This window comes from Ruegeria sp. BHSB064 (assembly GCF_059613205.1).
The window spans coordinates 1-24,246 of record NZ_JBXWSB010000071.1; the positions used below are offsets into that span (position 1 = coordinate 1).

Here is a 24,246-nt window from a genome sequence, read left to right on the forward strand (position 1 = left end):
CTATTCAACGCGATCTGGCCGCCGGGCATCTCCCCGCTGGTATCATTGCGATCACAGGTGGAACCGGCGTTGGGGCCTGCGATGACTTGGTGGCCGTGGCAGACATCGCGCAAAAACACGACCTTTATACCCACCTGGACGCAGCCTGGGCCGGATCGGCCATGATCTGCCCTGAATTTCGCGAAGCCCTTTGGCAGGGTGCCGACCGCTATGACAGCATTGTCTTCAATCCGCATAAATGGATGGGGGCGCAATTCGATTGCGCCATCCAGTTCCTGCGGGATGCAGCACCACAGCTCAACACGCTGAAGATCGAGCCGGAATACCTCAAGACAACCGGAGCAGAGGTGACGAACTACTCGGAGTGGACGATCCCACTGGGGCGCAGGTTCCGGGCGTTAAAGATCTGGTTTCTGTTGCGCTCATACGGATTGGAAGGACTGCGCGCGCGCATCCGCAATCACGTGACCTGGGCGCAGGAGCTCGCCGATCAGATCGGAGCGATGGAGGGGTTCGAGATCACCACTGGCCCGATCCTGAGCCTGTTTTCCTTTCGCTGTCCCGGGGACGACGCGATGCAGCAGCGGCTGGTCGACGCGTTGAATGATGATGGGCGGATATATCTGACCCAGGGCATGTTCAACGGCCGCAAGATCATCCGCTTTCAGGTTGGGCAGTTCGATACGTCTCGGGACGACGTGATGTTGGCAGCCGACGTGATCCGGGACGTGTGGGGGACAATTGAATGAAGTTTGCAACGTTCTGGGCGGGTGAAGAGCGGCATTTCGGGGCAATCACCGATGAAGGTGCGATTGCATTGAACCAGGCGTTCCCCGATCACGACAGTCTTTACGAGGTGATTGCCGCCGGGGCGTTCGATGAACTTGCACAGGCAGCTGATGGTAAAGTTGTCACCCATACCGACTTCACCTATGACATGGTGATGCCGGATGCGCGCCGTATCCTGTGTGTCGGCGTGAACTTCCCAGACAGGAATGCCGAATACAAGGACGGCAGCGCGCAGCCCAAGTACATGTCGCTTTTCCCGCGCTTTGCCAATGGGTTCACCGGCCATGACCGCCCGCTGATCCGGCCACCGGAAAACCACACTCTGGATTATGAAGGCGAAGTGGCCATCGTGATAGGAAAGGCTGGACGCCGCATTTCGCAGGGGGACGCTTATGATCACATCGCGGCGTTGACCTTGTGCAATGAAGGCACCATTCGCGACTGGGTGCGGCACGCAAAGTTCAATGTCACGCAAGGCAAAAACTGGGATAACTCGGGGGCGATTGGCCCATGGCTTGTGCCGTTTACGGACGCGGCCCAACTGGATGATGCCCGCATCCAGACGCGCGTGAACGGTGAGCTTCGGCAGGACGACACGCTGAACCGAATGATGTTTCCGATCCGGCGCGAGATTGAATACATTTCGACCTTCATGACGCTTCAACCCGGCGACATCATCGTCACAGGTACACCAACCGGGGCAGGGGCACGGTTCGATCCACCGAAATACCTGGTACCCGGAGATGTGGTTGAGGTGTCCGTCGAAGGTATCGGCACCCTGCGCAACACGGTCGAGGATGAACAGATATGACGCCCGAAGAGCACGCCCGCGCTGCCACTGATCTGTTGCAGGCGGAACGCAGGCGGGAACAAATCGGCCTGCTTAGTCTGCGCCACCCTGAGATGGGGATGGATGATGCCTATGAGGTGCAAAATGCCATCTATCGCCAGAAACTGGCCGAAGGGCGCAAGGTGATCGGGTGGAAGATTGGATTAACCTCGAAGGCGATGCAATACGCTCTGAATATCGACATCCCCGACAGTGGAATTCTGTTTGATGACATGGCCTTTGACAACGGTGCCACCGTTCCGGCAGGGCGTTTTATTCAGCCCCGGATTGAGGCTGAGATTGCTTTTGTCATGAAATCAGCCATTGGCGACGAAAATGTATCCCGGGACGATATTGTCGCCGCGACGGACTACGTCGCCCCTGCAATCGAAATTCTGGATACCCGAATTCAAAGAGTGGATTCCGAGACCGGCAAGGCCCGTACGGTCTTTGACACAATCAGCGACAATGCCGCCAATGCAGGCGTCGTTTTGGGAGCCGAGCGACACGCGGTTGATGCCTTTGACCTGCGTTGGGTCGGAGCACTTACCTTCCGCAATGATCAGATTGAGGAAACCGGACTGGGTGCCGGTGTGTTGAACGATCCTGTCGAAAGTGTGGTCTGGTTGGCGCGTCGCATGGCGCAATACGGCCAAAGCATAGAGCCCGGGCAGGTCATTCTGTCAGGCAGCTTCATCCGACCGGTCGAATGCCCGTCGGAAACCAAAGTTCACGCGGATTTTGGGCCATTTGGCTCGGTTGATATCTGTTTCGCCTGAAAGGAAAACCAATGCCTGCGCCACACAATAAGTTCAAGGCCGCGCTGAAGGCGGGGAACCCACAGATTGGGTGCTGGGTTGGCTTGGCAAACACCTACACGACCGAGATAGCAGCGACTGCGCAGTTCGACTGGCTGCTTGTTGACGGAGAGCATGCACCAAACGATCTGCGGTCGATCCTCGAACAGGTGAGGGTGATCGAGGGATCGGGCAGCGCGCCCGTTGCACGTCTGCCGATCGGTGAGAGCTGGATGATCAAGCAGTATCTTGACGCAGGCGTGCAAAACATTCTGGTGCCGATGGTCGAAAGTGGCGAACAGGCGCGCGAATTGGTGCGGGCTGTCCAATATCCGCCGCATGGTATTCGCGGTGTTGGTTCCTCGCTGGCCCGAGCATCACGTTTTGCCGCAATCCCGGACTATTTGAAAACTGCCGACGACCAAATCTGTCTGCTTGTGCAAGTCGAGAACAACAAGGGTATGGCCGCGCTGGACGATATTCTGGCAACGGATGTGGACGGGGTTTTTATTGGGCCAGCTGACCTGGCCGCTGATATGGACCATCTGGGAGATGCGAACCACCCTGACGTCATCGCAACCGTCCTGGATGCGATCCGCCGCATCGTGGCAGCAGGCAAGGCGGCAGGAATACTGACACTGGACTCGGACCTTCAGCGCAAGTGTCTGGATCTTGGCGCAACTTTTGTCGCTACAAGCATTGACGTGACCCTGTTTGCCAAAGCCATCCGGTCCGCTGCCATGGCTGGATTGAGCCTGCTTCCTGATCAGACCGCAACAGGTATTGCGCAGACAAACGCGGCTTCAAAGTACCTCCAGCAACTCTGCAAACATTGGTCGCACAAAGCCGAGGTCCACTTTGATGGAACGCAGGGCAACGTGTCTTTTCCCGACGGAGATCGGGTTGCATTGACAGCAGATGCAGTCACTTTGACGGTGAGCGCCACAACCGGCCCGCGTGGCGATCTGCGGCGTTGGCAACAGGTGATCGAGACCCATTTGATCCGCTTTGCGTTTCGAGAAGAACTGAGCATCGACTGGACAGCTTGATGTTTTTGATGCGGTATCCCTAAATGCTGATGTGAGGCGTGGGTTAGATCAATTGGATCGATGCTGAAAGTTGTTGTCCATCAAGGGTTTCACAAAACCGGAACCAGAACCCTGCAAACGATGCTGTATAGGAACCGTTTCCGGTTAAAGAACCGCGTCACTGTTTTGGTGCCACGGAATTTGAAAGACGCTGGCGTTGCCGCGCGCCGTTTTTCAGTAGTAGCGGAAGAAAGAACGCTTGAAAAATTTCGTATGAAATTCCGTCAGGTTCTGCTGTCGTTGGATGGCCACTCTGACTTGCCGTTGCTGATCAGCAGCGAAGAGTTTGCGGGCATGATCCCGGGGCGCAAAGATGTGTGGACTTATCGCCAAACGCATGTTCTTGCCGAAGCTATCTGGGAGGAAATCAACAGATTCACAGACAACAAGGCGCGGATCACTTTCTTTTACACGACCAGAGATACCACCGATTGGATCAAAAGCGTGTATTGGCAGAACATTCGCGGAAACAGAATTCAAGAAGACCTGTGCGAATACACGGAACTGCTGAACCCGGGCGCGGACCTCGATGGCGTTGTGGCTCGGGTCGCGGATCAGATGTCTTCAAGAGCGGACGTTATCTCTTTGAACACCTCGGGTCTAAGCGATCGTCTGTTTCCTGTCACAAAGGTGCTTTCGATTTTGAATGTGCGGTCGGACGATCTGAAGCCCGTCAATAACCTGAATGTTCAGCCAGTTGGAGCAGCAGAACATTTTCTTGATCTGAACCGATCAAACATGACGGACGAGGATGTCATGGTCGCAAAGCAAGCCTACCTGGACGGGATCAAAGTCGCGACATAGCGCTTTACGCGCCGCGCGCCTATAGCTTCTGCACACCGTGCACAGTCAGCGTACTGACCAGATCAGCATAGTCCTCGCGGGCTTTGGGGCCTGCGCCGGTGTTCCACATGTAATACCAGTTCAACATCCCAAAGACCGACATTGTTGCACCGCGCAACTTGTCCTTGTTATCGTCAAACGATTGGGGTGACAGTTCCGACAGAATGTCGCGCACAAAATTCACCAAGTCCCGTTGATAGTTGCGCAACAGCTTTTGCTGTTCATCTGTCAGAGCGCTCATACCGCTGATTTGCACCCGGTGCTCGTCATCCGCGCCTTGATACGCAAAAAGGATTTCACGTACCGCTTTTCGCAGTTTCTGCTCAGGGCTCAGGCCGTCCAGATCCACGTTACAGATCCGATCCCGCAGTTCACGCAAGTAGGTTTCAAGGATGTCATACAGGATGGCATCCTTGCTGTCGTAGTAATGGTAAATGTTGGCCTTCGAGATCCCGCACTCTTTGGCGAGCAGTGTCATCGACGCGCGATCAAACCCCTGATCGGCGAATACTTTGGCCGCCATCTTCAGGATTTGTTCCCGCTTTTGGTCGTGGTCTTTGGCGATTGTCCGGGCCACGTCTTATTCCTTATCGCGATTGTCGATGACGCGCTTCGCCTTACCCTGAGAGCGTTCGACGTCGCCGGGGTCACCTACAACAATTTCCGTTGAAACGCCAACGACGTCCTTGATCCGCTTGGTCAACATGCGGGCCGCCGCGGTTTTGGAGAGTTCGTCGGTGGAATCCGGTGAGGACTCAACAAAAACCCGCATCGCGTCCATGCGGCCCGACTTGTACAGTTCGATCTGATAATACGGTGCAAGACCACCCGTTGCCATGACTTGTTCTTCGATCTGGCTGGGGAAGACGTTGACGCCACGCAGGATCATCATGTCGTCACTTCGGCCCGTGATCTTTGCCATCCGGCGCATGGAGCGTGCTGTTCCGGGCAGCAAGCAGGTCAGATCACGCGTGCGATAGCGGATCATCGGCAACCCTTCCTTGGTCAGTGTTGTGAACACCAACTCGCCGGTTTCGCCGTCGGGCAGAACCTCTCCGGTTGCGGGATCAATGATTTCCGGCAGGAAATGATCCTCCCAGATCACCGGGCCGTCTTTGGTTTCAACGCATTCATTGGCCACCCCGGGACCCATGATTTCCGAGAGGCCATAGATGTCGACCGCATGCATATCAAACGCGGCCTCGACCTCGGCCCGCATCGCATCAGTCCAGGGTTCAGCACCAAACACACCAACTTTCAACGAGCTTTCTCGGGGGTCGAGACCGGCCTTGTGGAACTGTTCCAGGATATTGAGCATATAGGACGGCGTCACCATGATCCCGTCCGGGCGGAAGTCGTTGATCAGGTTGACTTGCTTCTCGGTTTGCCCCCCGGACATGGGCACTACGGTCGCGCCAAGGCGTTCAATTCCGTAATGCGCGCCCAACCCTCCGGTAAACAGCCCATAACCATAGGCGTTATGCACCATGTCACCTTTGCGCAATCCCGACGCGCGTAAGGAACGCGCGCCCAAATCCGCCCAGTTGTCGATGTCTTTCTTGGTATACCCCACCACTGTGGGTTTGCCTGTGGTACCAGAGGACGCGTGCAGACGAATGATCTCGCTGCGTGGAACTGCGAACAAACCAAACGGGTAATTGTCGCGCAGGTCGTTTTTGTACGTGAATGGAAACTTCGAAAGGTCGGACAGCTGCTTTAGATCGTCGGGATGCACACCGACCTCGTCAAACCGCTGTTTGTACATAGCGACGTTATCGTATGCGTGGCGTACGGACCACTTGAGCCGTTCAAGCTGCGTGGAGCGAATTTCGTCGATCGAGGCGATCTCGATCGGGTCCAGATCCGCTTTGTTTGGGGAAAGGTCTTCCATCGCGTCACTCCTCCAGTCGCGAAGCTATTCTTGAAAATTCTGCCCGCCAACCGTACGGGACATGCCGCGAAACTCAGCGATCAGAGTGCTGTCTTGGTTGGTGACGTGAACGTCATAGATTCCGCTTCGACCGGTCAAAGTGACCTCTGTCGCGGTGGCGGTCAGACGGTCGCCTTTGCGCCCGGGGGCGAGGAAGCTGATCATTGTGTGCTGCGCGACGGTTGCCTTGTTTCGGCTATTGCAGGCAAAGGCAAAGGCGCTGTCGGCCAGGGCATGGGTGACGCCCCCATGGCATATGCCATGACCATTGCAGTGATGGCTGGCGACAGTCAGGGCCAGAACTGCGTGGCCTTCGTCAATCTCAACAAGCTCCATGCCAAACCATTTGCTTGCCTCGTCTTTTGCCCACATTGCCGCTGCGGATTTTTCGGCGCGTTCCTTTGGTGTCATCGTCACCGCCCCTGAAAGTTTGGCGCGCGTTTTTCGAGGAAGCTGGATACGCCTTCTGCGTAGTCCGCACTTTCCCCGCAGGTTTTCATTGCGTCAGCTTCGATCTCAAGCTGATCTGATAGGGACGTGGTGGCCGCGGCTTGAATGCATTGCTTTGTCAGGCCCAGCCCGAGTGTGGGGCCGTTGGCTAGTTGCGTGGCAAGCGCGCGTGCCTCACTCATCAGTTGATCGTCGGGCAGCGCTTTCCAGATCAGTCCCCAGTCTTCTGCCTGTTTGGCTGAAAGAGGTTGTGCGGTCAGTGCCAATCCTTTGGCACGTGCCTCACCTAAGAGGCGTGGCAAGTACCAACTGCCGCCCGTGTCCGGGATCAGGCCAACCTTGGAAAAGCTCTGAATGAATTTCGCACTTTCCGCGGCCAGAACCATGTCACAGGCCAAAGCCAGATTTGCACCTGCACCTGCGGCGACCCCGTTAACGGCGCAGATGACGGGAAACTCCAAGGATCGGATCAACCGGACCAGAGGAGCATAATAGGTTCGTACCGTTTTGCTCAGATCCGGAGGGCTATCCATTTTGGATGGATCGCGGTCGCCCAGGTCTTGACCAGCACAGAACCCGCGCCCCGCGCCGGTCAGCAATATCGCGCGGGCCCCATTGTCGCGTGCGGTTTTCAAAGCGTCCTGCAGGGCAACGTGCATCTCTTCATTGAGCGCGTTCAACTTGTCGGGGCGGTTCAGGGTGATTTCAACCCAGTTTCCGTGGTCTTGTACAAGTATAGTATCGCTCATGACTGTCTCTTCTGGTCTCACTTCAACTTAATCATTGCATTAACCGAACGGTTGGTCAATATATAAACCTGTACCGAATCTGGGTCGATCAAAAGGGTTGTCGATGTTGCAGTCGTCGCTGGTGAGCGTTGAATTCAAGGGTGACGTGGCCTGGGTCACGGTCAACAACCCGCCGGTGAACGCGACCTCGAGCGGTGTTCGACAGGGGCTGTCCGACGCGGTTGATGCGGTTCAAGGCGCGCGCGTGGCGGTTCTGTGCTGTTCTGGCAAGACCTTCATCGCTGGTGGTGATATGTCCGAGTTTGATGCGCCACCGGTTGAGCCGCATTTACCGGACGTCGTTCAGAAAATCGAAGACAGTAAAGTACCGTTTGTCGCCTGTATGCACGGCAATGTGCTGGGCGGCGGGTTTGAGATCGCGATGGGCTGCGCGTGGCGGATCGCCGCGCCGGATACTGGTTTTGGTTTGCCTGAGGTCAATGTTGGGCTGATCCCCGGGGCAGGGGGCACGCAACGCCTACCGCGTCTTGTGGGGATGCAGGCTGCAATCGATATGGCGTGTTCCGGCAAGATTCTGAAAGCTGACGCATTGGAGGACCTCGGGGGCGTAGATCTGGTCGCCGACGACCCCAAAGCCGCTGTTTTGGAGTTCGTTTCCAAGCTGCCGGAACGCCCAATAGCTGTCAGCCAGCGCTCTGTACCCGAGTTCTCGCCCGATCTGTTGGAGACAAACCGACAGGCGTTGACGAAACGCGCGAAAGGGCAGCAATCTCCGCTGGAAAATCTAACTGCACTCGGTTGGTCCACTGAACCATTCGCCGAGGCGCAGCCGAAGGAACGTGCCTGCCACCTGGCTCTGCGCAATAGTGCGGAAAGTCGGGCGCTGCGCCATGCTTTTTTCGCCGAACGCTTGGTGTCCAAGCCTTCTTTGATCAAGGGGGCTAACGCACGCGACGTTTCCCGAATTGCCGTTGTGGGCGGGGGGTTGATGGGCGCTGGCATAGCCACTGCTGCGTTGAGCAATGGGTTATCGGTTTCTTTGATCGAACAGAACGCCGAGTCTGCGTTGGCTGCGCAAGAGCGGGTCGAATCCCTGATGAACGGCGCCGTCAAGCGGGGTAAACTATCCGAAGCGCAGCTGCGGGAGTGCCTGTCCAGATTTCAAACCGCCGACAGCTATGTCGCCGCTGCTGACTCAGAGTTGGCCATCGAGGCTGTTTTCGAAGATCTGACCGTCAAGCAGGCAGTTTTTGCTGAGTTGGCCAAGCACATACATCCTGACGCGATCCTGGCCACAAATACATCCTATCTGAACCCGGCAGACATCTTTGCAGGCGTCGAAAACCACACCCGCTGCATTGGGTTGCATTTCTTCAGTCCGGCTCATGTCATGAAGTTGCTGGAAATAGTGCACATGCCGCAGACATCCGCAGACGTTGTCGCCACGGGACTTGCGCTGGGTAAGAAGTTGAAGAAGGTCTCGGTGCTGTCTGGCATTTGTGATGGGTTTATTGGAAACCGCATGTTGGCTGCGTATCGGCGCGAGGCTGACTATTTGCTGGCCGATGGAGCACTGCCTTATCAGGTGGATGCGGCGATGCGTGCGTTCGGGATGCCTATGGGGCCTTATGAGTTGCAGGACCTGACGGGTCTTCAAATTGCCTGGGCTAACCGAAAGCGCAATGCCGCAACTCGGGACCCGAACGAACGCTATGTGCCCATCGCCGATCAACTGTGTGAGATGGAGCGTTTTGGTCAGCGTACAGGAAAGGGTTGGTATCGTTACTCGGATGGCGACCGCACACCGATCCGGGACCCTGAAGTTGAGGCTTTGATCGAAACCTATTCGGCCGAACAGGGCATAACCCGCCGAAATTTTGCAGAGGAGGATATTTCCTCGCGTATTCTGGCGGTTCTGGCCAACGAAGGTGCCCTAATCATCCAGGAAGGCATCGCGGAAAACGCGGACGCTGTCGATATGGTACAAATCCATGGATACGGTTTCCCGCGTTGGCGTGGTGGGCCAATGAACTATCGCAAGGAAATTGGCACTGATGTGTTGCACGCAACGATGCAAGTCGTTGCGGAAGAAAACCCGGGTTCGTGGCGCATCGCGGACCATCCGGGAGGCATTTAACATGTTGATGGTTACAAAAGCGACCATTAACGCATTCTTGACTCATGTTTCACTGGGAGGAGACAGAACCATGAAATTCACCAAGCTAAGCACCTTACTGGCATCGGCCGCGCTGGCCGTTTCGGGCACAGTGGCACTGGCGGCGGATTATACGCTGACCATTTCAAGCTGGGCGCCGCCGACCCACGGCATCAACGCTAAGATGTGGCCGAAGTTTGTGGAAATGGTCGAAGAAGCAACCGACGGTCAGGTTACGGCTGAACTCAAGCTGGGACTTGCTCCACCGCCTGCGCAGATGGACCTGATCATGGATGGCGCGGCCGATGCGTCGATCATCTTCCACGGCTATCAGCCCGGTCGCTTTGTCACCACCAAGATGATCGAACTGCCAGGATACGAGGGCTCGGCCGAGGACGCTTCGGTCGCTTACTGGCGCACCTATGACAAGCTCCTCAAAGAGGCAGACGAACATCGCGGCGTGAAGGTAATTGCGCTGCACACACATGGCCCTGCCCAGTTGCATTCCAGCAGCCCGGTGACCACGCTGGATGAGGTTTCGGGTCTCAAAGTGCGTATCCCGGGTGGCGTTGGCGGGGACGTCGGCACTGCTCTGGGTGCGACCGGCATTCAGGTGCCTGCGCCGAAAGTCTACGAAACCCTGGCCTCGAAGGCTGCCGACGGTGTTGTTATGCCTTTTGAATCCCGCAAAGGTTTCAAGCTGACCGAAGTGGCGCAGAACGTCTACGAGGTTCCCGGTGGCCTTTATCGCGGATCGTTTGCCTTCATCATGAACGAAGATACTTTTGCCGACTTGCCCGAAGATCTGCAGGCTGCGCTGGAAGAGAACGTTTTTGGTGAACCGCTCAGCCGCGAGATCGGCAAGATCTGGGACGAGATCGACGCCATCGGTCGCGACGCAACCGAAACCACCGAAGGCAACGCGATCAACGCGGCCTCTGCGGAAGATTTGGAGAAATTCAACACGATTGCCGTCGACGTGCGCGCCAAGGTCATTGACGAAGTCAACGGCGCGGGTGTCGACGCTCAGGCCGCTTATGACATGATCGTAAATGAAATGGCTTCGCAGTAATGCAGCCCGGCTGGCGGGAGTGAACCGCCAGCCCTATTCACCCGCCGGGGACCAATCATGCACTCACTCGTGACCTTTGCGCGACGCGTCAGTGTCGTTCCGACGCTGCTGGCCTGCGTGGCGCTGTTCATCCTGATGTTGATGACCTTTTTCGACGTCATCCTGCGTTCTGTCTTCAACGCGCCCATTGAGGCTGCGACTGAGCTGACGCGGATTCTGATGGCGATCCTTGTCTTTTCGGTCCTACCGATAATCTCGGCCGGACGCGGACAGATCGCTGTGGACCTGACAGATGGAATTTTCGCACGTTTGCGGCTAAGCCGAGCGCGTGACGCGATTGTATATCTGGTATCCGGTATCATGCTGATCTGGCCAATTCAGCGCGTGTGGGTGCTGGCAGAGCGGGCGCGGGATTACGGCGATGTCACCGAATACTTGTCGATCCCTGTTTTCTACGTGGGTTGGTTCATCGCCGCCTTCACCGCAATCACGGCTGTCGCGATGATCATCACCGGGATTTTGCACATTTTTGCCCCCCAAGCCTTGTCGGAGCATTCCTGATGACTGCCGCTTTGATCGGTTTTGCCCTTGTTCTTGTTCTGGTGTTGCTGCGCCTGCCCATTGTGTTCGCAATGGGGCTTGTTGGGACGCTTGGCTTTGCATATGAGCGCGGTGGAAGCATCCTGTCTGAGCGTGGTTTGAAGGCTGCGATGTCCATGGTGGGCCGCCAGATAACTGACACGGCCCAGGATTACGGGCTGTCGGTTGTGCCGCTGTTCATCCTGATGGGCCTGTTCGTCAACAAGGGCGGCCTTGCGCGCGAGCTTTATGCCGTATCGAATGCATTCCTGGGCCATTTCCGCGGCGGTATTGCCATGGCGACCGTCGCGGCCTGTGGTGGGTTTTCTGCCATTTGCGGCTCGTCTTTAGCTACGGCGGCAACGATGTCCAAAGTCGCGATGCCGGAAATGCGCCGCTATGGTTACTCGGATGAGTTGTCGACGGCGTCGATTGCTGCCGGTGGAACACTGGGCATTCTGATCCCGCCATCGGTCATTCTGGTGATCTATGGCCTTTTGACTGAAACCTCGATTGGCAAGCTTTTTGTTGCGGGCATCATCCCGGGCGTACTGGGCATCTTGTTTTATCTCTTGGCCGTGCGTTGGACCGTTTGGCGCAGACCCGACGCCGGACCAGCAGGAGAGCGGCACGGCTGGGGCGAACGCCTCTCGGCTCTGCGCTCGGTCTGGGCCGTGTTGTTGCTGTTCTTCCTTGTGATCGGCGGGCTATACGGGGTGTTTGACTTTTACCCTTTGAACCTGACCTTCAGCCCGACCGAGGCAGCTGGCATGGGCGCAATGGGTGCCTTCCTGATTGCGCTGTCTCGGGGTGGGCTAACCCTTGGTTCCACCTTTGAAGTGTTGAAAGAGACCAGTTTCACTGCCGCAGCACTGTTCTCAGTTCTGATCGGGGCGCAGATCTTTTCGAACTTCATCAACTTGGCCGGTCTGCCCGAAGCTCTGATCGCATTGGTCACGGCCTATGAGGTGGAGCCGTTTGTGGTGATCCTGATGATCCTCGGGATCTACATCATTCTGGGCTGTGTCTTTGAATCGCTGTCGATGCTGCTGCTGACAGTGCCGATCTTTTTTCCGCTGGTGACGTCGCTGGGGTATGATCCGATCTGGTTCGGTATTGTGGTTGTCGTCGTTACTGAGATTAGCCTGATCACTCCCCCGGTCGGTTTGAACGTGTTCATTCTGAAAGGTGTGGTGGGGGATGTCTCAACCGGGACCATCTTCAAGGGCGTCACGCCGTTCTGGGTGGCGGATATCTTCCGGTTGGCCCTAATCGTTCTGGTGCCGTGGCTGGTGCTGGTACTGCCGGAACACATGGGGGCGATGGGTCACTGATGTTCTCGCTGACCGCACTTCCAACCGGTTTTCACGCAGACCCTTATCCGGCCTATGCCGCGCTGCGTGAAAGCACGCCTGTCTGCCTGCAAGCGGATGGGTCGGTCATCCTGTCGCGCTACGAAGATCTGGATCTGGTGTATCGGGACACGAAACGGTTCATTTCGGACAAGAAGGCGGTTTTTGGTCCGAAATACGGGGTCGACAGCCCTTTATACGAACACCACACAACTAGTCTGGTGTTCAATGATCCGCCTTTGCACACCCGTGTTCGTAACGTGATGGTCGGTGCGATGAACCCGCGCGCGCTGGCGCAGATGGAGCCTGGCCTGGTGCAGCTTGTCGACGGCTTGCTGGACCAGATGCAGGCCAAAGGCTCTGTTGAGTTGATCGAGGATTTTGCGGGGGCCATCCCGATTGAGATTATCGGCAACTTACTGGGCATTCCCCGATCCGAACGCGAACCCCTGCGGGATTGGTCTCTGGCCATTTTGGGCGCTTTGGAGCCTCAGCTGACTCAGGAACAAGAAGACTGGGGCAACCGTGCGGTGTCTGATTTCAAAGCGTTTTTACGCCATATCATCGATGACCGCCGTGCCAATCCCGGCGACCCGACAACAGACGTGCTGACCCGGTTGATGCAGGACGACACCGATGGTGGCTTGACCGAGGTCGAGTTGTACCAGAACTGCATTTTCATCCTGAACGCTGGGCATGAGACCACGACCAATCTGATCTGCAACGCGCTGGAGTTGCTGGACCGGCACCGTGAAAAGCGGGCCGAGTTGCTGGCCGACCCAGAGCTCATAAACACCGCCGTGGACGAGTTTCTGAGATTGGAAAGCCCCAACCAGTTCGGCAACCGTTTGACCACCGAGGATGTCATCTTCCACGGCCAAACCATTCCCGCCGGAACAGATATCCATCTTTGCATCGGAGCCGCCAACCGCGACCCGCGACAGTTTGAGCGCCCTGATGAAGTGATGTTGGACCGCCGCCCCAATAAACACCACGCCTTTGCTGGCGGGCCACACACTTGCGTCGGCCTGACTTTGGCCCGTATGGAGGGGCGCGTCGCGGTCGGGCGGTTTCTGGCGCGGTTCCCGAATTATTGCATCACCGATGGTGCTGAGCGCGGTGGTCGTATCCGTTTTCGGGGTTTCGCGCGACTACCCGCGCAGGTTTGAAAGGTACGGTTTGCGGTATTGCTGTGTAAAAATAACGACCGACCGTACGGTTAAAGATATGACGTCACATGCTCTACGAGGCGATGTGAGGATCCAGACACAGATGAGGAGACGCTCATGACCATCCAAAAGATATCCAGCTTTGCCGCCGGAGTATGGGTGCCGCCGGGTACAGGCGCGCGCAATATCGCCAGCGCCGTAACGGGCGAGGTGATTGCGACGGCAGGTAACGCGGACTTGGACGTGCAGGGGATGCTGGACTACGCGCGTGACGTCGGTGGGCCGGCCCTGCGCAAGATGACCTTTCACGAGCGGGCCAAGATGATCAAGGCGGTGTCGCTGCATCTGGGCCAGCACAAGCAGGCGCTCTATGATCTGTCTTTCAACACAGGCGCGACGCAGTCGGACCATATGATCGACATCGACGGCGGCATAGGCACGATGTTTGTCTTTGCGTCGAAAGGACGCCGGGAAATGCCGGACGGGCATGTCTATCTGGATGGTGATGTCGAACAACTGTCGCGCAACGGCACGTTTCTGGGCCAGCACATCTGCACCCCGTTGCGTGGTGTGGCGATTCATATCAATGCCTTCAATTTTCCGGTCTGGGGGATGCTGGAGAAGCTGGCACCAACCTTGTTGGCCGGGGTTCCGGCTATCGTCAAACCGGCGACGAATTCCTGTTACGTGACCGAGCTGTGTGTTCGGCTGATGCTGGATTCCGGAATTTTGCCTGTAGGGGCATTGCAGTTGGTGTCGGGCGGTTTGGGCGACATGATGGATCGTTTGACCCTGCAGGATGTGGTCAGCTTTACCGGCTCGGCAGATACGGCGCTGAAATTGCGATCCAACCCCGTGATCCTGGAAAACTCTGTACGGTTTGTGGCCGAACAGGATAGCCTGAACTGTTCGATCCTTGGCCCTGATGCCACACCGGGCACACCCGAGTTCGACCTCTTCGTTAAAGAGGTCCAGCGCGAGATGACAACAAAAGCTGGTCAGAAATGTACCGCAATTCGTCGGATCATCGCGCCGGAGGTGCAGGTGCAGACGGTGATCGAGGCGTTGTCCGCACGGCTGGCCAAAACCGTTATCGGCGACCCAAGGCTGGAAACCACCCGCATGGGCGCATTGGTCTCGAATGGTCAGAAACGTGACGTTCTGGAAAAGGCGGCGATCATTGGCCAAGAGGCCGAGCGTGTCTTTGGCGACCCGGATGATTTTGCAGTCAACGGTGCGGACGCCGAGAAAGGGGCATTCTTGCCGCCCATGCTGTATCATTGTGCCAACCCGGACAGTGCGCAGCGTGTGCATGACACCGAAGCCTTTGGGCCGGTCAGCACAATCATGGGCTATCGCGATCTCGACCATGCGATTGAACTGGCAAACCGAGGACAGGGATCTCTGGTGGCGTCGGTCATCACGCATGACCCTGACGTGGCGCGTCAGGTCGCCATTGGGGCAGGGGCCTATCATGGGCGTTTGTACTTCAATAACCGCGACTCGATGAAGGAATCCACGGGTCACGGCTCACCTTTGCCTCATATGGTGCATGGCGGCCCCGGGCGCGCCGGTGGCGGCGAAGAAATGGGCGGCGTGCGCGGTGTGAAACACTATATGCAAAGGACCGCCATTCAGGGCTCACCTGATCTGCTGACCGCAATTGGAAACAGATGGGTGCCCGGCGCGACCGAGGTCAAAGGCCCTGCCCATCCCTTTACGCGCAGGTTCCATGACCTTGCGATTGGCGAGACGATTCACACGAAACCGCGCACCATAACGATGGAAGACATTGAACACTTCGCCAATTTCACGGGCGATACGTTCTATGCCCACATGGATCAGGCGGCGGCGGAGCGGAACCCGTTCTTCCCGGGGCGCGTCGCCCATGGCTACTTGTTGCTGTCATTTGCCGCTGGGTTGTTCGTCGAGCCGAATGAAGGGCCGGTGCTGGCCAATACCGGTCTGGACGGGTTGCGCTTTATGAAGCCGGTTGAGGCCGGTGACAGCATCAAAGTGCGCCTGACGGTCAAGGCCAAAACCAAGCGCAATGATGAGTACGGAGAGGTCCGTTGGCACGTCACGCTGACCCAGCAAGATGACCAGCAGGTAGCAGAGTACGAGCTGCTGACTATGGTTGCTTATTAAGTGCAGGGATGCGCGCAGCGGGCCGGATGGCAATTCCCTTCGGCCCGACTATAATCGGCATATGAAAGACACTGGTCCTGATTGGTTCGAATCCTGCGTTAGCCAACTGACTGCCACGGGCACACAGCGGGTGTGGTCGGTCTTGGTTACGATTTTTGGCGATTTGGCTCCGAGCGGATCGGATCAGGTCAGCGGTGCCTTGATTACTGCGCTCACCAATCTGGCCGGGATCAAGTCCGAGGCAACCCGTGTTGCGCTACATCGGCTGCGGAAAGAAGGATGGATCGAAAGCACACGAGTGGGGCGCAACAGCGTGCATCGCTTGACGGATTTTGGTCGCGGCCAAAGTGCCGCTGCCGCGCCGCGTATCTATTCCCGCGAGACCGAAATGCCCGACATCTGGCATGTGCTGATCGCCAGCGGTTCTGAAAATTCCCGCAAAGAGCTGTCAGATCTGATGCTCATTGGTGACTATATCTCTGTCAATGCGTCTACAGCCATGGCGCCGGGCCCGGTCCCTGATGGGCTGGAAGACCTGCTGGGGATTGAAAGCGGCGAAATATCAGTGCCTGATTGGATGCGGGAATTGTGTGGACCAGAGCCTTTGAAAGTCGCTTATGATCAGTTCTGGACAACGCTTCAGTTCGTCGAACAGCATTTGCCCGCGAAGGGGTTGGACGACCTCCTGCAAACTGCCGTTCTGCGTGTTCTGATCGTACATGGATGGCGGCGGCTTATCCTGCGCCACCCCCCCCTGCCTCCTGCCTTTCTTCCTGAAGACTGGAAAGGCGCGGATTGCCGACAGTCCGTGGCGCAGTTGTTGGACAGGTTGCCTCGCCCGAATCTTTTGTCGCTGGAAGCCGTATTGGGCGATTGATGCTGAACCATGACGCACGCGTCGACAGGTCCACTAAGTACGGTTTAGTTCACCGCTATAGCGGGCCCTGACTTCGCAGCGGTAAAGTTTTTACCTTATATGTTACAGAATTATTGAAACACACCGAAAACGGGTAACATAAAGCTTGCCTCGAATCGGTTACTTTAATAAAAACCGACCAGACGGTTAATGAATATTGACGCGAACAGGAGACCTCGGACATGGACGCATTCATTTGCGACGCAACGCGTACACCGATTGGGCGGTATGGCGGGGCGCTGTCTTCGGTTCGCACGGATGATCTTGCGGCTTTGCCGCTGGCGGCGTTGAAAGAACGCAACCCTCAGGTCGATTGGGCCAGCGTCGACGATGTGATTTATGGTGACGCCAATCAGGCCGGGGAAAGCAACAGGAACGTTGCGCGCATGGCGGCCTTGTTGGCCGGGTTGCCGATCGACGTTCCGGGAACAACGGTAAACCGTCTTTGCGCCAGCGGCATGGACGCCGTTGGAATGGCAGCCCGTGGCATCAAGGCAGGCGATTACGACCTGGCCATTGCGGGGGGCGTGGAAAGCATGTCCCGCGCACCGTTTGTGATGCCCAAGTCAACTTCGGCGTTCACTCGCAACAACGCTGTATACGACACCACGATCGGATGGCGTTTCGTGAACCCGAAGATGAAACAGAAATATGGCGTGGATTCCATGCCGCAAACTGCCGACAATGTGGCCGAAGACTATGGCATCAGTCGCGAAGATCAGGATGCCTTTGCTGCGCGCAGCCAGGCGAGGTGGGCGGCTGCACACGCGGCGGGTGTTTTCAACGATGAAATCACTCCGGTTTCGGTACCGCAACGCAAGGGCGACCTGATCGTCGTGGATACGGATGAACATCCACGCCCCGGAACCACAGCAGAAAAACTGGCGGGCCTCAAAGGGGTGAACGGGCCGGAAAAGACCGTCACGGCGGGCAATGCTTCGGGTGTGAATGATGGCGCGGCGGCCATTCTGATGGCGAATGAGGCTGCAGCGGCCAAGAACGGTCTGACCCCGATGGCGCGCGTGGTGGGCATGTCGGTTGCGGGTGTTGCACCGCGCATCATGGGCATCGGGCCGGTGCCCGCCAGCCGCAAGGTTCTTGCCCGTGCAGAGCTGAGCATCGAACAGATGGATGTGATTGAATTGAATGAGGCGTTTGCCTCTCAGGGATTGGCAACATTGCGCGAGTTGGGCTTGCCGGACGATGCGCCCCACGTAAACCCCAATGGCGGTGCCATCGCTTTGGGCCACCCACTGGGCATGAGCGGCGCGCGTCTGGTGCTGACCGCAGCTTATCAACTGAAACGAACCGGGGGGCGCTATGCGCTCTGCACCATGTGTGTGGGCGTTGGGCAGGGCGCGGCCCTTATTCTTGAACGCGTGTAACGGAGGAGACGGGACATGTATGCTCAGATGGTAAAGTCCGAGGCATCAAACGAAGATCCGGAAAAGCTGGCAGAATTTCAGGCGCGGATCGATGCAGATATCAAGATCGAACCCAAGGATTGGATGCCTGAGGCTTATCGCAAGACCCTGATCCGTCAGATCGGTCAGCACGCGCATTCCGAAATCGTAGGCCAACTGCCGGAAGGCAACTGGATCACCCGCACGCCCACGTTGGAGCGCAAGGCGATCCTGCTGGCCAAGGTGCAGGATGAGGCCGGGCACGGGCTTTACCTGTACTGCGCGGCGGAAACGCTGGGCGTCAGCCGGGATGAGTTGACCGAGATGCTGCTGGACGGGCGAATGAAATACTCGTCGATCTTCAACTACCCGACGCTGAATTGGGCCGACATCGGCGCAGTCGGTTGGCTGGTGGATGGGGCGGCTATCATGAACCAAGTTCCGCTGCAGCGCACATCTTACGGGCCTTATTCACGCGCGATGATCCGTATCTGTAAAGAGGAAAGCTTTCACCAGCGGCAAGGTTATGACGCGATCCGCAAGATGGCCGAAGGAACGCCCGAACAGCGCAAGATGGCTCAGGACGCGATGAACCGCTTCTGGTATCCGTCACTGATGATGTTCGGCCCGTCCGACAAAGACTCGGTTCATTCGGCCCAGTCGATGGCATGGAAAATCAAGATCAACACCAATGATGAGTTGCGCCAGAAATTCGTCGACCAGACAGTACCGCAGGCCGAGTATCTGGGCCTGACCATTCCCGATCCGGAACTGAAATGGAACGAAGAGCGCGGTCATTACGACTTCTCTGAGCCCGACTGGACCGAATTTTTTGACGTTATCAAGGGCAATGGGCCCTGCAACGTGGATCGTCTGTCTGCGCGTAATAAGGCGTGGCATGACGGGAAATGGGTGCGGGACGGTCTTTTAGCGCACGCCCGCAAGAAGCAATCCGGCAATCTGGCAGCAGAGTAAACCCAAGGAGGAAACCCGATGAACACCGAATGGCCCCTGTGGGAAATCTTTATCCGCGGTCAACATGGTATGAGCCACCGACATGTTGGATCGCTGCACGCGCCGGACGCCGAAATGGCAATCAAGAACGCGCGCGACGTCTATACGCGCCGTAACGAAGGCGTTTCGATCTGGGTGGTTGAGGCCAACAATATCTCGGCCTCTTCGCCCAGCGACAAAGGCCCTCTGTATGAGCCCAGCGAAAGCAAGGTGTATCGTCACCCGACTTTTTTCGACATCCCCGATGAAGTGGGGGCGATGTGATGACCCGGGATGAGGCATTCCTGCAATTCCTGCTGCGGATGGGAGACAACACCCTGATCCTCGGTCATCGCGTCAGCGAGTGGTGCGGTCACGCGCCTGTTCTGGAAGAAGACATCGCTCTGGCCAATACCGCGCTGGACCTGATTGGTCAGACCCAGATGTGGCTTGGTCTTGCGGGCGAGATTGATGGTGGCAAAAGCGCTGACGATCTGGCCTTTCTGCGCGACGCTTGGGATTTCCGCAACGTACTGCTGGTCGAGGTTCCCAACGGCGATTTCGGTCGCACATTGATGCGCCAGTTTCTGTTCGACGCCTGGCATTCGATCATGCTGGGACGCTTGATGACATCCTCGGACGAAAGGGTCGCTGCAATTGCTGCCAAAGCAAGCAAAGAGGTTGCCTATCACCTCGAACGCTCGGGCGACACTGTTGTGGGACTTGGCGACGGAACCGAGGAAAGCCATGCCCGAATGCAGGAAGCCCTTGATTATCTGTGGCCCTATGTCGGTGAGATGTTTGCCAGCGACGAGGTCGACGCCCAGATGGCCGCCGCAGGTATCGCACCCAATCCGACAGACCTGCGCGAAGAATGTGACGCTTTGGTCGGAAGGATCCTGACCCAGGCAACACTGAGCATTCCCGAAAGTCAGTTTGCCCATAAGGGCGGGCGTGACGGGCGGATGCATACCGAACATCTGGGTCATCTGCTGACGCAAATGCAATGGCTGCAACGCGCCTATCCCGGAGCCAAGTGGTGAGAGCGGATGCAATCCTCGACTGATCAGATCTGGAGTTGGTTGGATTCCGTTCCCGATCCCGAGATCCCGGTGATCTCGGTCGTGGATCTGGGCATCGTTCGCGATGTGCGTTGGGACGCCGGAACGCTGGTTGTGACCGTAACACCAACGTACTCTGGCTGTCCGGCGACGTCCGTCATCAGCATGGATATCGAAACCGCGCTGCGCGACCACGGGATCGCGGATGTGCGGATTGAAACAAGCATATCACCCGCCTGGACCACCGATTGGCTCAGCGAAAAAGGCCGCGCCAAGCTGGAAGATTATGGCATTGCGCCACCGCAACCGGCAGGCGGGCCAGAACGGTGCCCGCATTGCGGCAGCACGGCTGTTGAGAAAGTCAGCCAGTTCGGTTCAACCCCGTGCAAGGCCCATTGGCGCTGTACCGACTGCCTGGAACCCTTTGACTACTTCAAGTGCATCTGAGGAGGAGCACCGGATGGCACGTTTTCATGACCTGAAAGTCACCGACATCCACAAAACCATCCGCGATGCGGTCGTCGTGACGCTTGAGCCTGTGAATGGCGCTGCGGAACAGTTCGATTTCACCGCCGGTCAATACCTGACCTTCCGGCGCGATTTTGAAGGCGAAGAACTCCGCCGCTCGTACTCGATCTGTGCAGGCAAGGACGACGGTGTTCTGCAAGTCGGTATCAAACGGGTTGAGGGCGGGGCTTTTTCAAGCTGGGCCAATGCAGAACTGAGCGTGGGTGACGTTGTGCAGGCGATGCCACCCATGGGCAGCTTTCATGTGCCAATCGAAGCGGATGCGGAAAAACAATATCTCGGCTTTGCAGGTGGGTCGGGGATCACACCGGTTCTGTCGATCCTTAAGACAACGTTGGCCCGAGAACCCAAGTCCCGCTTCACGCTGATCTACGCCAACAAGGGCATCAACACGATCATGTTCCGAGAGGAGCTGGAGGACCTGAAAAACCTCTATATGGGTCGCCTGAACGTTATCCATATTCTTGAGAGCGACGCGCAGGAGATTGATCTGTTCACGGGGCTTGTGACGCAGGAAAAATGCGGCGAACTGTTCAAGCACTGGGTCGACATCAAAAACGTGGATACGGCCTTTATCTGTGGGCCAGAGCCGATGATGCTGGGGATTGCCGCCGCGCTGCGCGAGCACGGGCTTGAGGACAGCCAGATCAAGTTCGAGCTTTTTGCCAGCGCTCAACCAGGTCGGGCTAAACGCAAGACAAACGCGGCAGAAGGGGGCACGCAGGCGAACCAGACCAGCGCTTCGATCACTCTGGACGGCTCTACCCAGACAGTGACCCTGCCCAAGGATCAGTCCATTCTCGACGCAGCCTTGGAAAACGCCATGGACGCGCCATACGCCTGTAAGGCCGGGGTATGTTCCACCTGTCGTTGTCGCGTGCTGGAAGGCGAGGTCGAAATGCTCGCCAATCACGCGCTCGAGGATTACGAGGTCGAAAAAGGCTATGTGCTGAGCTGTCAGGCTTATCCGGTGACCGACCGCGTGGTCGTGGATTACGACCAGTAAAGGGAGAGGATCAATGACCGAAGCCATGACACTCGACAGCTATCTTGCCGCAGGAGGGGTACTGACCAACCCAACAAATGTGCCGCCACGCTACCGCGCCGAACTGATGAAGCTGATGGCCACTTTTGTTGACAGCGAGCTGGCAGGTGCCGCCGGTTTTGCGGATATCATCAATCAGGGGCCGGGCATCAAGGAACGGATCGCAGCCTCCAAAATTGTGCTTGAAAAGACCGATCACGCAGACCGTGTTCTGAAGATCATGGGTGAATTTGGTGCAGATACCGAGCGGTACGCCACGCATCACCCCTGGACCGCACGTCTGGATCGTGACGCTGATATTGGCGCGACGCGCAGCGCACATGACATGCGCCTTGCTGTGTTCAACTATCCGATCTCGGGCTGGACCGACGCCGTCATTATGAACCTGTTGATGAGCCGCGCGGTGGCCGAGCAACTGGCTGAGTTTTCGACGGTTTCGTACCAACCACTGGCCGAAGCCTTCCGTCAGATTGCCCCTGCCGAAGCACATCATGGCGCACTTGCTCTGGAAGGCGCAGTGAAGCTGGCAGAAGGTGGAGAAACAGAGCAGATGCAACATGCCGTGGACTACTGGTGGCCCCGCGTCGCGCTGTCCTTTGGTGGAGATGATCCGAAACGGTTTGCCTTCCTGACATCAATCGGTTTGCGTCACAACCGAAACAGCGCGTTGAAAGAACGTTGGATCCAATCGGCACAGGCTGCTCTCGGACAGTTGGGTCTGACCGCGCCCGAGTAACGCTCCAATTGCCCCGGTTCACCTTTCTGCAAAGAGAGGCTCTTTCAAGCGCCACGCTGCACCAAAGACCTTCTTGCAGCGATTAAAGCGGTCAGATTGCGACATTGGCTGGTCGATTCAAACAACCTCCCCCGCTCATTCGCGCCCAAGATGGGGACAACGCGCGTGGGAGGACACAATGCGGTGCAACCAATCTCTGATCATTCAGATGTGCATCTGTCTTCCGGCGGTGTGTTCTCTCATATCAGCCTGAAACAAAAGTGCCGCGCATGACATCAAGACCTCTCGACCATATCCGTGTTCTCGACTTCGGCCAATATCTGGCAGGCCCTTTGGTTGGCATGATGCTGGCCGATTTGGGAGCCGAGGTGATCCGTATCGATCCGCCCGGCGGACCGCGCTTAATGGATCCGGCCACCGACATGCTGTCGCGGGGCAAGTCGGCCATTACCATCGACCTCAAGTCGGATGAGGGTTTGAAATTAGCGCGCGATCTGGTGGCAAGAGCCGACGTCGTGATCGAAAATTTCCGCCCCGGCGTGATGAACCGTTTGGGCCTTGGCCCGCAGGCGTTACGCGATATCAATCCTCGCATCGTGTCTGTCTCATTGCCGGGATTTGCTTCGAACGATCCAGCGCTAGCGAATTTGCCAGCGTGGGAAGCGGTGATCGCTGCGCGCACAGGTCAGTTTACGGATATGGGGTTGAACCGGCGTTTGATGGGCATCAACCCGTCCTTTACGCCGCTCACACTGGCTTCGGCCTATGGAGCAGCCTTTGGGGCAATGGCGGTGCAATTTGCCCTGGCGGCGCGCGACCGGAATGGGGGGGATCACATCGAAGTCCCTTTGGCCTCGGCCTTGCTGGAAGGGTTGGTTTATAACTGCGAGCAGATTGAGGATTATCCCGAACGCTATAAATCCCCCCGAGAGGTGGAGCTGGACCGACGCGCGGCCGAAGGTCTGCCAATGGACCTGAGCTTTGCTGAACTGGAAGAGTTTCTGGATCCCTTCTACCGAACCTATACCTGCGCTGACGGTCGGGGATTTTATGTGGTCGCAGGCAGCGTGAAAACACATCCCCGGCGCGTGCTGGACGTTCTCGACCTAGGGGCGCTGGCAGACGAATTGCCGGATTTTGATGCCTATCTGGACACTGCAGACTGGCCTGATGAATGGTCTTTGCGAAACTACCCGGTCGGCGCCAGAGACCGGGCACGGGTATCTGCTGCAATGAAACAGGCGTTTCTGACCAAACCTGCTCATGAATGGGAAGCTTTGTTCGGTGCCGCCAAAGCACCTGCTACGGCGCAGCGGTTCACCAGGGAATGGCTGGCTGATCCGCACGCTTTGGCTTCGGGGCTGGTGGTTCAGGTGCAAGACCCGCGTCACGGCGACATGAAACAGATGGGCAATGTGGCTTGGCTTGCCGATGACGCCGGTGCGCTTGACAAAAAGCCGGGACCAGACCCGGACAATGCGCCCATATCCGCTATCCTGGCCGAGCCACTGCGCGACGGGGTGGCGGGTGTGGAGGAAAGCGGTTGGCTTGAGGGGCTCAAAGTGTTGGATCTGACCAATGTCATCGCTGGTCCGACCATAGGTTCCACGCTGG

At 57.2% G+C, this 24,246-nt stretch carries 24 protein-coding genes; 20 read left to right on the forward strand and 4 right to left on the reverse strand.

The genetic code is table 11. The annotated features are described in order from the left end of the window. From AC2FNU_RS15970 to AC2FNU_RS15990, 5 genes are all read left to right on the forward strand, one after another. Positions 1 to 749, forward strand: a 749-nt coding sequence (locus AC2FNU_RS15970; protein ID WP_496790294.1) for a pyridoxal phosphate-dependent decarboxylase family protein, incomplete at its 5' end; no start/stop codon positions are given. Further along, the gene (locus AC2FNU_RS15975) at positions 746 to 1,600 is read left to right on the forward strand and encodes a fumarylacetoacetate hydrolase family protein (protein WP_496790295.1); all 855 of its coding nucleotides are present in this window, start codon (positions 746 to 748) and stop codon (positions 1,598 to 1,600) included. The genes AC2FNU_RS15970 and AC2FNU_RS15975, both read left to right, overlap by 4 nt. Beyond that, positions 1,597 to 2,397 carry a 2-oxo-hept-4-ene-1,7-dioate hydratase gene (gene hpaH, locus AC2FNU_RS15980; RefSeq protein WP_496790296.1) on the forward strand — a complete coding sequence of 267 codons (801 nt, stop codon included), beginning with the start codon at positions 1,597 to 1,599 and terminating at the stop codon, positions 2,395 to 2,397. Before AC2FNU_RS15975 ends, hpaH begins: the two co-directional genes overlap by 4 nt. 11 nt (positions 2,398 to 2,408) lie before the next feature. Beyond that, on the forward strand, positions 2,409 to 3,464 hold the full coding sequence (locus tag AC2FNU_RS15985) for an aldolase/citrate lyase family protein (RefSeq protein ID WP_496790297.1): 1,056 nt from the start codon (positions 2,409 to 2,411) through the stop codon (positions 3,462 to 3,464). A 252-nt stretch (positions 3,465 to 3,716) separates the two neighbouring features. Beyond that, positions 3,717 to 4,307, forward strand: a complete 591-nt coding sequence (locus AC2FNU_RS15990; protein WP_496790298.1) for a hypothetical protein — start codon at positions 3,717 to 3,719, stop codon at positions 4,305 to 4,307. A 19-nt stretch (positions 4,308 to 4,326) separates the two neighbouring features. Here AC2FNU_RS15990 and AC2FNU_RS15995 read toward each other — a convergent pair whose 3' ends face one another. Genes AC2FNU_RS15995 through paaG form a run of 4 tightly spaced genes read right to left on the reverse strand, consistent with a single transcriptional unit; the run spans position 4,327 to position 7,475 of the window. Then, positions 4,327 to 4,923: a TetR/AcrR family transcriptional regulator gene (locus AC2FNU_RS15995; protein WP_496790299.1), complete on the reverse strand. Its 597-nt coding sequence runs from the start codon at positions 4,921 to 4,923 to the stop codon at positions 4,327 to 4,329. Positions 4,924 to 4,926: 3 nt separating this feature from the next. After that, a complete protein-coding gene (gene paaK, locus AC2FNU_RS16000; RefSeq protein WP_496790300.1) occupies positions 4,927 to 6,237 on the reverse strand; it encodes a phenylacetate--CoA ligase PaaK in 1,311 nt (436 codons plus the stop codon). Between the two features lie 24 nt (positions 6,238 to 6,261). Continuing rightward, entirely contained in the window at positions 6,262 to 6,687 is a 426-nt protein-coding gene (gene paaI / locus AC2FNU_RS16005; RefSeq protein WP_496790301.1) for a hydroxyphenylacetyl-CoA thioesterase PaaI, read from the reverse strand. Between the two features lie 2 nt (positions 6,688 to 6,689). After that, complete coding sequence (paaG, locus tag AC2FNU_RS16010) at positions 6,690 to 7,475, reverse strand: 2-(1,2-epoxy-1,2-dihydrophenyl)acetyl-CoA isomerase PaaG (RefSeq protein ID WP_496790302.1); 786 nt, start codon at positions 7,473 to 7,475, stop codon at positions 6,690 to 6,692. 121 nt (positions 7,476 to 7,596) lie between these two features. On the opposite strand from paaG, the gene AC2FNU_RS16015 reads away from it, so the two are divergent. The 15 genes from AC2FNU_RS16015 to AC2FNU_RS16085 all read left to right on the forward strand — a co-directional run. Continuing rightward, positions 7,597 to 9,612 carry a 3-hydroxyacyl-CoA dehydrogenase NAD-binding domain-containing protein gene (locus AC2FNU_RS16015; protein WP_496790303.1) on the forward strand — a complete coding sequence of 672 codons (2,016 nt, stop codon included), beginning with the start codon at positions 7,597 to 7,599 and terminating at the stop codon, positions 9,610 to 9,612. 70 nt (positions 9,613 to 9,682) lie between these two features. Beyond that, positions 9,683 to 10,702 carry a TRAP transporter substrate-binding protein gene (locus AC2FNU_RS16020; protein WP_496790304.1) on the forward strand — a complete coding sequence of 340 codons (1,020 nt, stop codon included), beginning with the start codon at positions 9,683 to 9,685 and terminating at the stop codon, positions 10,700 to 10,702. A 57-nt stretch (positions 10,703 to 10,759) separates the two neighbouring features. Further along, positions 10,760 to 11,263: a TRAP transporter small permease gene (locus AC2FNU_RS16025; protein ID WP_496790305.1), complete on the forward strand. Its 504-nt coding sequence runs from the start codon at positions 10,760 to 10,762 to the stop codon at positions 11,261 to 11,263. Next, positions 11,263 to 12,615, forward strand: coding sequence for a TRAP transporter large permease (locus AC2FNU_RS16030; RefSeq protein ID WP_171095159.1), 1,353 nt, complete (start codon positions 11,263 to 11,265; stop codon positions 12,613 to 12,615). Before AC2FNU_RS16025 ends, AC2FNU_RS16030 begins: the two co-directional genes overlap by 1 nt. Beyond that, on the forward strand, positions 12,615 to 13,802 hold the full coding sequence (locus AC2FNU_RS16035) for a cytochrome P450 (RefSeq protein WP_496790306.1): 1,188 nt from the start codon (positions 12,615 to 12,617) through the stop codon (positions 13,800 to 13,802). Before AC2FNU_RS16030 ends, AC2FNU_RS16035 begins: the two co-directional genes overlap by 1 nt. A gap of 117 nt (positions 13,803 to 13,919) precedes the next feature. Then, entirely contained in the window at positions 13,920 to 15,950 is a 2,031-nt protein-coding gene (gene paaZ, locus AC2FNU_RS16040; protein ID WP_496790307.1) for a phenylacetic acid degradation bifunctional protein PaaZ, read from the forward strand. A gap of 61 nt (positions 15,951 to 16,011) precedes the next feature. Beyond that, positions 16,012 to 16,827: a PaaX family transcriptional regulator C-terminal domain-containing protein gene (locus AC2FNU_RS16045; protein WP_496790308.1), complete on the forward strand. Its 816-nt coding sequence runs from the start codon at positions 16,012 to 16,014 to the stop codon at positions 16,825 to 16,827. A gap of 221 nt (positions 16,828 to 17,048) precedes the next feature. Then, positions 17,049 to 18,251, forward strand: a complete 1,203-nt coding sequence (gene pcaF, locus AC2FNU_RS16050; RefSeq protein WP_496790309.1) for a 3-oxoadipyl-CoA thiolase — start codon at positions 17,049 to 17,051, stop codon at positions 18,249 to 18,251. A 15-nt stretch (positions 18,252 to 18,266) separates the two neighbouring features. Beyond that, positions 18,267 to 19,244, forward strand: a complete 978-nt coding sequence (paaA, locus tag AC2FNU_RS16055) for a 1,2-phenylacetyl-CoA epoxidase subunit PaaA (RefSeq protein WP_496790310.1) — start codon at positions 18,267 to 18,269, stop codon at positions 19,242 to 19,244. A gap of 18 nt (positions 19,245 to 19,262) precedes the next feature. Further along, the gene (gene paaB, locus AC2FNU_RS16060; RefSeq protein WP_050604311.1) at positions 19,263 to 19,547 is read left to right on the forward strand and encodes a 1,2-phenylacetyl-CoA epoxidase subunit PaaB; all 285 of its coding nucleotides are present in this window, start codon (positions 19,263 to 19,265) and stop codon (positions 19,545 to 19,547) included. Continuing rightward, a complete protein-coding gene (paaC, locus tag AC2FNU_RS16065; RefSeq protein ID WP_496790311.1) occupies positions 19,547 to 20,305 on the forward strand; it encodes a 1,2-phenylacetyl-CoA epoxidase subunit PaaC in 759 nt (252 codons plus the stop codon). Before paaB ends, paaC begins: the two co-directional genes overlap by 1 nt. Before the next feature lie 6 nt (positions 20,306 to 20,311). Continuing rightward, positions 20,312 to 20,770 (forward strand): 1,2-phenylacetyl-CoA epoxidase subunit PaaD, encoded by a 459-nt coding sequence (gene paaD / locus AC2FNU_RS16070; protein ID WP_496790312.1) that lies wholly within the window; start codon positions 20,312 to 20,314, stop codon positions 20,768 to 20,770. Positions 20,771 to 20,783: 13 nt separating this feature from the next. After that, on the forward strand, positions 20,784 to 21,857 hold the full coding sequence (locus tag AC2FNU_RS16075) for a 2Fe-2S iron-sulfur cluster-binding protein (RefSeq protein WP_496790313.1): 1,074 nt from the start codon (positions 20,784 to 20,786) through the stop codon (positions 21,855 to 21,857). Between the two features lie 13 nt (positions 21,858 to 21,870). After that, a complete protein-coding gene (locus AC2FNU_RS16080) occupies positions 21,871 to 22,632 on the forward strand; it encodes a Phenylacetic acid catabolic protein (RefSeq protein WP_496790314.1) in 762 nt (253 codons plus the stop codon). A gap of 269 nt (positions 22,633 to 22,901) precedes the next feature. Further along, a partial coding sequence (locus AC2FNU_RS16085) for a CaiB/BaiF CoA transferase family protein (protein ID WP_496790315.1) occupies positions 22,902 to 24,246 on the forward strand: 1,345 nt, incomplete at its 3' end.